This window comes from Phyllobacterium sp. 22552 (assembly GCF_052044585.1).
Classification (GTDB): Bacteria; Pseudomonadota; Alphaproteobacteria; order Rhizobiales; family Rhizobiaceae; genus Phyllobacterium; species Phyllobacterium ifriqiyense.
The window spans coordinates 264,209-277,331 of sequence record NZ_JBQENG010000006.1 but is presented as its reverse complement, the minus strand read 5'-3'; the positions used below and the strand labels follow the sequence as shown (position 1 = coordinate 277,331).

Below are 13,123 nucleotides of genomic sequence, written 5' to 3'. Positions count from 1 at the left end.
CAAGCTAAAACATCAATTTCCAGAGTCAGGAGCACTCGATGCTAATCAATCATCAGTCCGGAGAATTATACAGGTCAGCACCGATCTCCATGGAAAAGGAGTGGATTGACTATAATGGCCATCTGAACATGGCTTATTACAATGTAGTGTTTGATCGTGGTGGCGATGAGTTTCTGGCCGAGCTGGGCTTTGGGCCCCAATATGCCGCCGCACGCAGGCTTACGATATACACGGCGGAAGTGCATATTTGCTACGTTCAGGAAATTCATCTCGACCATCTCGTCACGGTTACAAGCCAACTCATTGACTTCGATGGCAAGCGCCTTCATACCTATAATGAGATTGTTCATGTTAACGGATGGCTGGCGGCGACCGCGGAAGTCCTGTCATTGCATGTTGATATGAATGGTCCAAAAGTGGTGCCGTTTCCAGACGATGTTTTGCCAAAGCTTGAGTTTTACAAAGAGGCACACGAGAAATTGCCAAGGCCTGAGCGCGTAGGCCGGGCAATAGGCATCAAGAAGAAGTGACGCGGCTGAATTGATCGGCCAGCCAGTTCTCGAACTTTTTTATGCGTGCTTCGCCAACGCGCTCTTTGCGGCAGATCATATACCAGGCACCGGGCTGTGGCACCTTCAACGAGAACGGGGCGACCAGCCTGCCAGCCTTGATATCTTCCTGGACCAGAAAGTCAGGGGCAACGACAACTCCCTGACCATCGAGCGCCGATTGTAACGCCGCAAGATAGGTGTCGAACTTCAAAGTATCAGTTCTTGCCGTGTCGGTGATACCAGCAGCATCGAGCCAGGTGCCCCAGTCCTCCGGCGCAGTGTAAAGTGCCAGGCGGGGTACTTTTCCAAGAGCTTTGGCATCAGTATCCCCGGTAATGCGCTCAGCAACTGCCGGACTGCATACCGGACACATTTGGGCTTTTACCAATTGGCGATAATGCAGATTCATGCGCTCCGGACGTGTGGTATGGATAATGCCAATATCAGAACTATCGATGTTCAATTCCCAATCCAGTTGGCTTGTACCGATGCGGATGGCAAGATTTGGATTGATCTTCCGAAAGTCAGTCAAGCGCGGAATGAGCCAGCGAATGGCGAAGGTCGCATAGGTCTCGATGGCAAGATCGTCTGCAGTGCCGATGCGGTTTATAAGTGCCGTGCCGCGCGCAATCTTTTCGAATGCGTCGCGCATATAGGGATAATAAAGCGTTCCGGCATCTGTGAGCGAAACGCCGCGTGGCAGCCGCTCAAACAGCTTGACGCCAAGGATCGTTTCAAGCTCTGCAATGCGGTGGCTTATCGCAGACTGCGTCACCCCAAGTTCATCACCTGCAAGCCGAAAGCTCAAAAGCCGCGCTGATGCCTCAAAGGCTCGGAGCGAACCCAGCGGCGGTATTCTTGGCTTGGACATCATTGGTGAAAACTTTCACATTGAGACGGGTGAGAATAATTCATGTCTTTATGAGTAACCATCGCTTGAATGCTGCGCAATGCGGAATCATTCTAAACTGAGACGCGCACTTTGAGAAAACAAGCGTCCGGGAACAATGCTTTCGGAGAATAAAATGGGTGCAGAACAGGCATTTGCAGAAATTGCGCCGCCTCTGGAGAAGATTGATCGGCTAATCGCGGAACATAGAGCGGGTCATGGTCTCGTTCGGGCCTTCTACATGGACCCGGATATCTATGCGCGGGATATGGAACGTGTGTTCCGCCGCCATTGGCATTGTATCGGGCATGCCAGCATTATCCCGAATGCCGGTGATTTTGAGCTGTTCAAGATTGATACGGAAGCTGTCATTGTTTCGCGCACGGAAGACGGTTCCATCCACGCATTTCTGAATGTCTGCCGCCATAGAGGCGCAGAGGTTTGCACAAAATCCAAGGGCAATGCGCGCTTTTTCGTCTGCCCCTATCATGCCTGGACCTATACCAATGATGGCAGCCTACGAGCTGCACGGCTTATGCCGAGAGATTTTGACCGCAACGCTCATGGATTGAAAAAACTGCATGTGCGTGTTGCTGAAGGTTTGATTTTCATCTGCTTTGCCGACGAACCTCTAGATTTTTCAGTTGTAGAGCAGTCACTGCGCACGACTTGTGGGCAATATGGCTGGGCGGATGCCAAAGTAGCACATCGGGAGACCTATCCAGTTGATGCCAACTGGAAGCTGGCCGTTGAAAATTACGTCGAATGCTATCATTGCGGTCCGGCTCATCCGGAATATTCGCAAACCCATGCGCTGGAGCAGCCCGCAGAGAAAATCGTAGAGCTTAATGCGCGTATGGAGCAGCGCACCTGCGCACTCGGTATAGATATTGCTACGGGAGATCATTGGCAAAGTTCAGCGCAGGGATATGAGGCAATCCACACTTTCCGCTATGCGCTTTATGACGGCGTTTCGAGCGGCAGCGAGGATGGATCGCCAGTTGGTCCGCTAATGGGCCGCTTCACCCAATTTGATGGCGGGGTAACATCCATCCACCTTGGAGGCACGAGCTTTCTGGTCTGCTATCCAGACCATGGCATGATCTATCGCTTCATTCCGAAAACAGTCGATACGTGTGAAATGGAGTTGATCTGGCTGGTGCGAGGCGATGCCGAAGAAGGCAAGGATTACGATCTCGAAAAGCTTACCTGGTTGTGGAAAGTAACCACCGCCGAAGACAAGACGATTATCGAGCATACCTCGCGGGGTGTTCGTTCGCATTACTTTGTGCCGGGGCCAATCGCACCAATGGAATATAACGAGTTGCGGTACATCCAGTGGTACCTCGATGAAATCGCACGGGCTTGAAACAGCATGATAATGCGGGAGACTATGTATGTCTGATTTTCCAACATCGGCGCGCGTCGTCATCATAGGCGGCGGGGCGGTCGGTGTTTCTTCGCTTTATCACCTCGCAAAAGCAGGCTGGACGGATTGTGTGCTGCTTGAGAAAAACGAGCTGACATCAGGTTCCACTTGGCATGCGGCGGGCAACGTACCCACATTTTCGGCTTCGTGGTCCGTAATGAATATGCAGCGTTATTCAGCCGAGCTTTATCGGGGGCTCGCTGCCGAAGTTGACTACCCAATGAATTATCATGTCACCGGTTCGTTGCGCCTTGCTCATACCAAGGAACGCATGCGCGAGTTTCAGCGCGTCAAGAGCATGGGCCGATATCAAGGAATGGATATTGATGTGCTGGGCGTTGACGAAATCAATGGCCGCTATCCATTCATTGCGACGCATGAGCTGGCCGGTGCGCTTTATGATCCCAATGATGGAGATATTGACCCGGCACAGCTCACGCAGGCTTTGGCAAAAGGCGCGCGTGATTTGGGCGCCAAGATTATTCGGTTCTGTCCCGCTACAGGCGCGCGGCGCGAAAATGAAGAGTGGATCATTACAACCCCGCAAGGCGAAATTCGCTGCGAATATGTAGTCAATGCAGCTGGCTATCGCGCGCAAGAAATTGGAAAATTGTTCGGGCGCGATGTCCCGATGATGGTGATGAGCCATCAATATTTGCTCTTTGATGAAATTCCGGAAATTGCAGCATGGTCTAGGGAGCACGGCCAAAAGCTACCGCTTCTCCGCGATGTCGATTCCTCTTATTACCTTCGACAAGAAAAGAACGGCATGAATCTTGGGCCTTATGAGCGCAATTGCCGTGCGCATTGGGCAACAGCAGACGATCCAATGCCGGACGATTTCTCTTTCCAGCTTTTCCCGGATGATCTTGAGCGATTGGAGTGGTATCTCAACGATGCGATCGCCCGGGTTCCGATCCTTGGAACAGCGGGGCTTTCGAAAATCATCAATGGTCCCATTCCCTATGCTCCAGACGGCAATCCGCTGATCGGACCTATGCCCGGTGTTCCCAATGCGTTTGAGGCATGTGTATTTACATTCGGCATTGCACAGGCCGGAGGAGCAGGAAAAGTGCTCGCAGAATGGGTGATGGAGGGCGCGACCGAGTGGGATATGTGGTCCTGCGATCCACGCCGCTTTACCGGCTTTACGGATAAGGACTACTGCGTTGCCAAGGGCATGGAAGTCTACGGGCACGAATATGCCATTCATTTCCCCCGTCATACTTGGCCAGCAGGGCGCAATAAAAAGCTTTCGCCAATCCATGATCGTATTGCAGGATTGGGCGCGCAGTTCGGCGCATATAATGGTTGGGAACGGGCAAACTGGTATGCGCAACCCAGCGACGATATTTCCGAAGAGGCGACACAGACTTTTACGCGGGAAGGGCCATGGCAAAAGCGCATCCGCGAAGAATGCCACGCGGTTCGCGATGCGGTCGGCATTCTCGATCTGCCGGGATTCTCGCGTTTTAAAGTGAGCGGTGAGGGTGCGCGCGCCTGGTTGACGACACTCGTCACAGGGATTGTGCCAAAGCCGGGCCGTATTGGACTCGGATATTTCTCGGATGACAAGGGCCACGTTGTCACCGAAATGTCCATCATGGCCATTGATGAGGATGTATTCTTTCTCATTACTGCGGGTGTTGCAGAGTGGCATGACCGCGATTGGTTGATGAATCATCTTCCAAAAGATAGCGCCATTACGATCAGCAATGTTACAGATGATTTTTCATGCCAAATCGTCACGGGACCAAAAGCACGCGCATTGTTCAGTGATATTTGCGATGCGGACCTTGAGAAATCCTGGCTGTCGCATCAGACGACACAGATCGCCGGGCGCTATTGCCAATTAGTACGCGTGTCTTTTGCCGGTGAACTTGGCTGGGAAATTCATACGAAAATTGATGATACTGCGGCGATTTTCGACGCGGTTTGGGAAGCCGGCCAGAAATACGGGATCAAGCCATTCGGCATGTTTGCACTTGATTCATTGCGCCTGGAAAAAGGTTATCGCGCTTGGAAGGGTGATCTTTCGACCGACTATACGCCCCTGCAAAGTGGTCTTGAGCGCTTTATCAAATGGGAGAAGCCAGAATTTCTCGGCAAGAGCGCGCTTGAAAGTGAAAAGCAGCAGGGAGTGAAGAAACGCTTTGTTACACTCACGGTGGAAGCCGGAGATTGTGACGCGCCCTATATGTCCACGCTCTGGCATAATGGATCAATCGTGGGTGAAACCACGTCCGGTGGTTGGGGGCATCGCATTGATAAATCCATTGCCCTCGGCATGTTGAAAACTGAATTGACTGAACCTGGCACTGAAGTCGAAGTGGAAATCTTTGGCGAACGATACAAAGCAATGGTCCATCCGGACGAACCTCTCTGGGACCCAAAGAACGAAAGAATCCGCGCATGAGTTCTCTACCGGCTAAGGCCCGGGCCGTTATCATCGGCGGCGGTATTTCCGGCTGTTCTGTTGCATATCATCTGGCAAAGCTGGGGTGGACGGATATCGTCCTTCTCGAACGCAAACAGCTGACTTCCGGCACGACATGGCATGCTGCCGGGTTGATCGGGCAGCTTCGTGCTTCGCAAAACATGACGCGTCTGGCGAAATATTCCGCCGACCTCTACGTCAAGCTCGAGGCTGAAACGGAAGTTGCCACCGGTATGCGACAGGTAGGATCAATTACAGTCGCATTGACCGAAGAGCGCAAGCACGAAATATATAGGCAAGCTTCATTGGCGCGGGCTTTTGACGTAGATGTTCGGGAAATATCTCCTAATGAAGTCAAAGAGATGTATCCGCATCTTAACATTGCGGATGTGGTGGGCGCAGTGCATCTGCCGCTGGATGGACAATGTGATCCGGGCAATATCGCGATGGCGTTGGCGAAAGGTGCCCGTCAGCGCGGCGCGAAGATCGTTGAGAACGTGAAGGTCACCGAAGTTCTTAAAAAGAATGGCCGGGTTGCGGGTGTGTCCTGGGCCAAGGGCGAGGAACAGGGAACAATCGAGACGGATGTTGTGATCAATTGCGCGGGAATGTGGGCGCGTGATCTGGCTGCCAGTTCCGGCGTCACTGTGCCATTGCATGCTTGCGAGCATTTCTATCTGGTGTCCGAGCCAATTGAGGGATTGGGGCGGTTGCCTGTACTTCGAGTCCCGGACGAATGCGCCTATTACAAAGAAGATGCCGGCAAGATGATGCTTGGCGCGTTCGAGCCCGTTGCCAAGCCATGGGGCATGAACGGCATTTCTGAAGATTTCTGCTTTGACCAGTTGCCGGAAGACTTTGAGCATTTTGAACCCATCCTCGAAATGGGTGTCAACCGAATGCCGATGCTCGGCACCGCTGGTATTCATACGTTTTTCAACGGCCCAGAAAGCTTCACGCCTGATGATCGGTATTATCTTGGTGAAGCGCCGGAATTGGGCGGTTATTGGGTTGCAGCCGGTTACAACTCGATCGGAATCGTATCATCCGGCGGCGCAGGGATGGCGCTCGCACAATGGATACATGATGGCGAAGCGCCATTCGATCTGTGGGAAGTGGATATTCGCCGGGCCCAACCATTTCAAAAGAACAGGCGCTATCTAAAAGAGCGCGTTTCTGAAACGCTTGGGCTGCTCTACGCCGATCATTTTCCATATCGCCAGATGGCAACATCGCGCAATATTCGTCGCTCTCCAATCCATGAGCATCTCAAGGCGCGAGGCGCGGTTTTCGGCGAGGTAGCGGGTTGGGAACGGGCGAACTGGTTTGCCAAAGAAGGGCAGGAGCGCGAGTATCGCTATTCGTGGAAGCGGCAAAACTGGTTTGATAACCAGCGCGATGAACATTTGGCCGTACGCAACGGCGTCGGTCTGTTCGATATGACGTCATTCGGTAAAATCCGCATCGAGGGCCGCGATGCGCTTGCATTTCTGCAAAAGCTTTGTGCCAACCAGCTTGATGTGGAAGCCGGTCGCATCGTCTACACGCAAATGCTCAATAATCGCGGAGGGATTGAAAGCGACCTGACAGTCACGCGGCTTTCCGAGACGTCATTTCTGGCCGTCGTGCCAGGGGCTACTTTGCAACGCGATCTGGCATGGATGCGCAAACATCTCAAGGACGAGTTTGTTGTCATCACAGACGCAACCGCCGCAGAATCGGTGCTTTGCCTCATGGGGCCAAAATCACGCGAGCTGATCCAGAAAGTCAGCCCCAATGATTTCTCCAATGAAGCCAATCCATTCGGTACGGCGCGGGAAATCGAGATTGGCATGGGGCTGGCCCGCGCGCACCGCGTAACTTATGTCGGTGAACTTGGCTGGGAGCTATATGTCTCGACCGATCAGACAGCGCATGTTTTCGAGCAGATCGAAGAGGCAGGGCGAGAACTCGGTTTAAAGCTCTGTGGGCTGCATACGCTTGATTCTTGCCGTATCGAGAAAGCCTTCAGGCATTTCGGCCACGACATCACCGATGAAGATCACATTTTGGAAGCAGGATTGGGTTTTGCGGTGAAGGTCGACAAGGGAGGCTTCATCGGTCGTGATGCTGTGTTGAACAAGAAAGAGGTCGGCCTTGACCGGCGGCTTGTGCAGTTTCGCCTCAGCGATCCGGAACCATTGCTGTTTCACAATGAGGCAATCATACGCGACGGCGCGATAGTCGGGACGATTACATCGGGCAATTATGGGCATCATCTTGGTGGAGCAGTCGGCCTCGGCTACGTCCCCGCAAAGGGTGAGACTGCCGATCAAATATTGGCTTCCTCCTATGAAATCGAAATTGCCGGAACGCGCGTCAAGGCGGAGGCTTCGTTGAAGCCGATCTATGATCCGAAGGCAGAACGGGTGCGAATGTAAATTAACGAATAGGGGCAGTTTCGCGTTTGGAAAAGCTTAACCGAAGACGTTTGTTACTTGCCTGAAAATCCAGCAAAACGGGCATAATTCAGCCCGTTGCGCTGCAGTTTGCCTTACTGGTTAAAGCTAATTTTTCATGAATTCAGATGATTTTAACCAAATGCGTTCAGGAGCCGTTCATCTTTTTAAGTTAAGTTTTAGCTAATTGATCGCTATCCGGCTTTGTCCGGTGAGCATGAGCATGAACCAAGGCACACGACAATGACGATGATTTTCCAGCTGCGCGATACGCTTCGTATCGTCCGTGAATTTGTTGTTCCAAGCTATCGGCCAGAGCGCCATTATATGCGTGGTCCTGGACCCGCTTGCGCACAACGCAATCACGGATCCAGCGTTCAGGCGTGATGATATACTCTCGCATCAGGCGGAGCCTCATCACGGGCACGCAATCCATAGTCGCGCATAACGGACGCGATCCTCAGCCGATAATCAGCAAAGATTCCGGCTCTGCCATCACTTTGGGCCATTCGATGTTCTTCGGTGTTGCGCCAAGCCGCAACTGATTCCTCGTCGCGCCAGAATGACAGTGACAAATAGCGGTTTTCATCCGATAGGCTGCGAAACCTTTCCACGGAAATAAATCCATCCATTGTTTCGAGTATTGGCCGCAGATTTGCGGCCCGCTCAAAATAATCTTTGCCGCGTCCCTCTGCTGGCTCGACTTCGAAAATCACCGCTATCATTTGACTAATCCTCCATTCGTACCGGTCACAAGACGCAGAAAGGTTCGATCCTCGCGGCGAATAAAGCGTTTTTCCCTTGCGAATTCATAATTTGCACGCCCAACCGGATCGGCCATAAGCCGGGAACGATATTCTTCATATGCGGCGAGATTTTCAATATTATATACCCCATAGGCCAGCGTAGATGACCCTTCATGTGGTGCGTAATAGCCGATCAGGTCGGCTCCGCAGCGAGGAATCGCTTCATTCCAATTGCGGGCATATTCCTCAAATGCATCTTTCTGAAACGGGTCTATCTCATATTGGATGAAACAGGTGATAGGCATTTTCGTTGCTCCTTTGTGACTGTCTTCACTATGAGTGAGCAGAACTATTGATGCTTCGAGGATGATCGAAGTGTTGCAGCCTTTTGAACCTGTCAGGAGACTTTGCGATGCGTCTTGATAGTTCGACCATTTCCGAAGCAACATGGCCTTGCTTCGCTCAATCTCTCACAAGTGACAACACGGAACCGCACCATGCCCAACAATGCACGATTTGCAGAAATAGCAGCCCTTGCCGGAGATCCGGGGCGCGCCAGCATGCTTACCGGCCTTATGGACGGGCGTGCGTTGACCGCATCTGAATTAGCGCAGTTGGCCGGGATTACAGCGCAGACTGCAAGCAGTCATTTGATGCGCATGACGGAAGCGGGCCTGTTACAGGTCGAAAAACAGGGCCGTCACCGCTATCATCGCCTTGCTTCCCCGGCAGTGGCGCAGATGATTGAAAGCATCATGCGACTGGCCGCACCTGCCGCATGCGGCAAGTCGGTCAGAACCGGGCCTCGTGATGCAGCATTGCGGGCAGGGCGCACTTGCTACGACCACCTGGCGGGACATCTTGGCGTGTCCATTGCAGATACGTTGATCGATGCCGGTCATATTGATCTTGGAATCGATGCAGGCGAGGTGACATTGAGCGGAATCAAGCTGTTTGAAAGCGCGGGAATAAATGTTGAAACGATTACGGCAAAGAGCAGCCGTATTCTTTGCCGGCCATGCCTGGATTGGAGCGAGCGCAGGCCCCATCTCGCAGGCGCTATTGGTGCCGCTTTATGCAGCCACTGTTTCGATCAAGGTTGGATCAAGCGCATAGAAGGCACGCGTGCTGTCTCGATAACCCCCAATGGGCAGCGACAGCTACGCGCGACCTTTGGCGTTAACCTCGCCTAGACATGCCTTGTGATACCGCCATCGACGCGAATGTTTTGGCCGGTGATATAACCTGCATCGTCTGAAAGCAGGAAAGCTGCGGTCTTTGCGATTTCATTCATTGTGCCGACCCGTTTCATCGGCACATTGTCTCCGGTGCCTGGCTTGTGATCCAAACTATCGATAAAACCGGGTAAAAGCGCATTCATACGGATGTTATTTGCGCCATAACGATCAGCATAAAGCTTGGTATATGCGCCGACAGCAGCCCGATACGCGCAGGACACAGGGAATACCAAGCTTGGCTCAAATGCTGCAAAGGTGGTAATATTCACCCAGGCACCTTTGCCTTGCTTGAGCATATAAGGCGTTACAAGCCGCGCCATGCGAACAACGCTCAGAACCATCAGATCATTGCCAGCGGCCCACTTTTCATCGGTTATGTCGATCAAATCGCCCTTCGGCGGATGGCCGGTGTGGTTGACGACCGCATCCACACGTCCATAGGCCTCGACGGTTTTATTCACGAGTTGCTCCAGATCGCTCGCCTCGCCAGCCGAACCCTTGATACTGATGCCCCCAAGCTCGGCAGCCAGTTCAACAGCGCTGCCCGATGGCGACATCAAGCCAAGCCTGTAGCCGCGATCGTGCAATTCCCGAGCTATGGCGGCGCCCATGCCGCGCCCTCCGCCAGTTATGATTGCGACGGGAGCTTGTGTTTTATCGGTCATCGTATCTGCCTTGATTTATTGAACTGGCAGAGCATGTTCGATCAATGCCATTGAAGCAAATGAATTTCAGGCCATACTTCGCTCAAATATATTGAACGATTGACAGGACAGGCCAAGGGAATTCGTTGGCGTTTTTTCGCCTAAATCAATTGTATATTCGCTGCCATATTCAACGGGGACTGATTCCATGATTAAGAAATTTGCCATCGCCTGTCTTGCGGCGACGTTTCTGGCAGGCTGTACAACGACTGACCCCTATACGGGCGAGCAGAAAATGTCGAACACCGCGGGCGGTGCTTTGATTGGTACGGCGGCTGGTGCTCTTGCCGGTCTGGCAGTTGGTGGCAGTGGACGGGCGCAGCGCAATGCCGTGCTGATCGGTGCTGGTCTTGGTGCTCTCGGTGGAGGTGCTATCGGCAATTACATGGATCGACAGGAATCGGAGTTGCGCGCGCAGCTGCAAGGTACCGGCGTATCCGTTACCCGGAATGGCGATCGCATCATTCTAAATATGCCGTCCGCCATCACCTTCAATATTGATCGCGACCAGGTAAAACCCGAGTTTTTCTCAACATTGGCGTCGGTCGCCGTTGTCTTGCGCAAGTTTGACCGGACCATTGTCGACGTTGCGGGTCACACGGACTCAACTGGCAGTATGGAACACAATCAGTTGCTCTCGGAGCGTCGCGCGCTTTCTGTTGCCAATTATCTGACGCAGCAGGGCATCGACAATCGCCGCTTCGACGTTCGTGGCTATGGCCCGACAGAGCCGGTCGCCAGCAATGCCAGCGAGTCCGGCCGCGCGCAAAACCGCCGCGTCGAGATTCAGATTTCGCCGCTTACCGAGTAGAGAGCGCCACCGCGATTTTTGCGGCGAGGCGAGCATTATTCTCTACAAGCGCGATGTTTGCCACAAGGCTCTCACCCTTGGTTATCGTCAGTATTTCCGACAACAGGAATGGCGTTACGGCTTTACCGGTAATGCCATTTCTTGTTGCGCGGGAAAGTGCTTCGCTTATGTAGCCGGCCATGATTTCTGCAGGAATTTCGCTTGCCTGCGGAATGGGATTGGCAATCAACATGCCTCCGACAACGCCAATGGCTTCACGTGCTTTTTGAAAATCAGCAATGTTTTCGGCAGTATCAAGGCGCAGAGGCGCTTTGAGCGGAGATTGCCGCGACCAGAATGCCGGCATTGTATCTGAACCATAGACGACTACCGGCACGCCTTTTGTTTCAAGCACTTCGAGCGTTTTCTCAATGTCCAGAATTGCCTTCGCGCCTGCCGACACGACGATAACGGGCGTGCGGCCAAGCTCTTCCAGATCCGCAGATATGTCAAAGCTGGTTTCTGCACCCTTGTGGACACCGCCGATACCCCCGGTGGCAAAAACCTTGATACCAGCAAGATGAGCGGCGAGCATTGTAGCTGCAACGGTTGTTCCCCCGGTGCGGCCTTCGGACAGCGCAAATGCCAAATCGGCTCGGGAGAGTTTCATCGCTCCCTTCACTTGCGCAAGTGCTTCGCGCTCTTCAATGGAAAGACCAATTTTCAATCTCCCATCGACGATAGCGATTGTAGCGGGAACAGCACCTTCCTGCGTGATGATGGCCTCGACATCGGCTGCCATGCGGCTATTGTCTGGATAGGGCATACCATGTGTAATGATTGTGCTTTCAAGGGCAACTACAGGCTTTCCTTCCGCGAGAGCGTTTTGCACATCACTGGAGATGTCCGTGTATTGGTTTAGGTTCATTGTCATTATCGCTTCCTTATGCGAGCGGATTTGCGGCGGGGATGCACGCAAGCGCTTGGTCGAATTCGTGTTGTGAAAATTTGGGGCTGGCTGAGTGGACCTGTAGCGTCAGCAAGGATGCGGCCATTCCTTCGCGGCACGCCTGCTCAAATGGCTCGCCGCGCATGAGTGCAGCAATGGTGCCTCCTGCTACTGCATCACCGGCGCCCGTTACATCTGCAATACCGGGAACCTCCGGCGGCTGGATCGTAAAGACGTCATCGCTGTTAAAGGCGAGCGCGGCGTTACCTCCATTGGTTATAATTGCGCTACGAAGCCCCTGATCGCGTAAAGCGGCATGAATTTGAGTAAGTGAGGCATCTTGCTCCAGGTCCGAAAGGGCCAAAGCCTCGCGCCGGTTCATGAAAAGGCAAGCAAGCTCGGGAAAGACAGGGCGCAAGCGGATAGACTTTGCAGGGGAAATCGCCAAGGCGAAGATTGGCAGACTGCCGGACAGCTCGGCAAGGCGCTTTAACCCTTCCGGCGGCAGGTTGGCATCGCAGAATATCGCATTGGCGGATGAGATGGCATCGCGCACCTTGCGCCGGCGCAATTGCTTTGGCAGCGCAAGTTCGTAAAGCGCCATATCGGCGATCGCAGCAACCACGTCGCCGTTTTCATCGAGGATAGCCGTATAGCTTGGCGTGGGCCGATCCATAAACACGACAGAACTGTCCTTTATGCCTGCCAATTCCATTGCCAATGCCACCGCATCTCCGGCAGGATCCGCACCCCGTACCGAAAGAATATCAGCTGAAATGCCGCGCTGCACCGCTAGCCTGAGGGCGTTGAAAACACCGCCGCCGGCTTCTTCGCGCATAATTCCGGGATTGGAGGCTCCAGGAACAAAAGGTACTGTGCTTTGGCCCCGCCGGTCGAGATGAGCACCGCCGACAGCAAAGAGCAGCGGTTTAATATATGTGGCCATGGTTGA

General features: G+C 53.2%; 12 protein-coding genes. 6 read left to right on the top strand and 6 right to left on the bottom strand.

The features are described from left to right. Nucleotides 1-38 precede the first annotated feature (38 nt). Entirely contained in the window at nucleotides 39-530 is a 492-nt protein-coding gene (locus ACTJI9_RS16010; protein WP_440809264.1) for a thioesterase family protein, read from the top strand. Here the strand turns inward: ACTJI9_RS16010 and ACTJI9_RS16005 are convergent. Next, nucleotides 517-1,425, bottom strand: coding sequence for a LysR substrate-binding domain-containing protein (locus ACTJI9_RS16005; protein WP_440809261.1), 909 nt, complete (start codon nucleotides 1,423-1,425; stop codon nucleotides 517-519). The genes ACTJI9_RS16010 and ACTJI9_RS16005 overlap by 14 nt on opposite strands. Before the next feature lie 151 nt (nucleotides 1,426-1,576). On the opposite strand from ACTJI9_RS16005, the gene ACTJI9_RS16000 reads away from it, so the two are divergent. From ACTJI9_RS16000 to ACTJI9_RS15990, 3 genes are read left to right on the top strand one after another with little or no spacing between them, the layout of a single operon-like run. Then, complete coding sequence (locus ACTJI9_RS16000) at nucleotides 1,577-2,809, top strand: aromatic ring-hydroxylating oxygenase subunit alpha (RefSeq protein ID WP_115052971.1); 1,233 nt, start codon at nucleotides 1,577-1,579, stop codon at nucleotides 2,807-2,809. A 28-nt stretch (nucleotides 2,810-2,837) separates the two neighbouring features. Beyond that, a complete protein-coding gene (locus tag ACTJI9_RS15995; protein WP_440809259.1) occupies nucleotides 2,838-5,285 on the top strand; it encodes a GcvT family protein in 2,448 nt (815 codons plus the stop codon). Then, nucleotides 5,282-7,726, top strand: coding sequence for a GcvT family protein (locus ACTJI9_RS15990; RefSeq protein WP_307285302.1), 2,445 nt, complete (start codon nucleotides 5,282-5,284; stop codon nucleotides 7,724-7,726). The genes ACTJI9_RS15995 and ACTJI9_RS15990 overlap by 4 nt, the downstream gene beginning before the upstream one ends. 395 nt (nucleotides 7,727-8,121) lie before the next feature. Here ACTJI9_RS15990 and ACTJI9_RS15985 read toward each other — a convergent pair whose 3' ends face one another. After that, the gene (locus ACTJI9_RS15985) at nucleotides 8,122-8,469 is read right to left on the bottom strand and encodes an antibiotic biosynthesis monooxygenase family protein (RefSeq protein WP_336440043.1); all 348 of its coding nucleotides are present in this window, start codon (nucleotides 8,467-8,469) and stop codon (nucleotides 8,122-8,124) included. Next, a complete protein-coding gene (locus ACTJI9_RS15980) occupies nucleotides 8,466-8,795 on the bottom strand; it encodes an NIPSNAP family protein (RefSeq protein ID WP_307285298.1) in 330 nt (109 codons plus the stop codon). Before ACTJI9_RS15980 ends, ACTJI9_RS15985 begins: the two co-directional genes overlap by 4 nt. Before the next feature lie 192 nt (nucleotides 8,796-8,987). On the opposite strand from ACTJI9_RS15980, the gene ACTJI9_RS15975 reads away from it, so the two are divergent. Beyond that, nucleotides 8,988-9,683: an ArsR/SmtB family transcription factor gene (locus ACTJI9_RS15975; RefSeq protein ID WP_440809254.1), complete on the top strand. Its 696-nt coding sequence runs from the start codon at nucleotides 8,988-8,990 to the stop codon at nucleotides 9,681-9,683. Here the strand turns inward: ACTJI9_RS15975 and ACTJI9_RS15970 are convergent. Beyond that, nucleotides 9,680-10,393, bottom strand: a complete 714-nt coding sequence (locus ACTJI9_RS15970; RefSeq protein WP_440809252.1) for an SDR family oxidoreductase — start codon at nucleotides 10,391-10,393, stop codon at nucleotides 9,680-9,682. The two genes, ACTJI9_RS15975 and ACTJI9_RS15970, sit on opposite strands and share 4 nt — an antisense overlap. Before the next feature lie 187 nt (nucleotides 10,394-10,580). On the opposite strand from ACTJI9_RS15970, the gene ACTJI9_RS15965 reads away from it, so the two are divergent. Next, nucleotides 10,581-11,243: an OmpA family protein gene (locus ACTJI9_RS15965; protein WP_307285291.1), complete on the top strand. Its 663-nt coding sequence runs from the start codon at nucleotides 10,581-10,583 to the stop codon at nucleotides 11,241-11,243. Here the strand turns inward: ACTJI9_RS15965 and ACTJI9_RS15960 are convergent. Next, nucleotides 11,233-12,156: a pseudouridine-5'-phosphate glycosidase gene (locus tag ACTJI9_RS15960; protein WP_440809249.1), complete on the bottom strand. Its 924-nt coding sequence runs from the start codon at nucleotides 12,154-12,156 to the stop codon at nucleotides 11,233-11,235. The two genes, ACTJI9_RS15965 and ACTJI9_RS15960, sit on opposite strands and share 11 nt — an antisense overlap. Nucleotides 12,157-12,166: 10 nt before the next feature. Further along, the gene (locus tag ACTJI9_RS15955) at nucleotides 12,167-13,117 is read right to left on the bottom strand and encodes a carbohydrate kinase family protein (RefSeq protein ID WP_440809246.1); all 951 of its coding nucleotides are present in this window, start codon (nucleotides 13,115-13,117) and stop codon (nucleotides 12,167-12,169) included. Nucleotides 13,118-13,123: the final 6 nt, after the last annotated feature.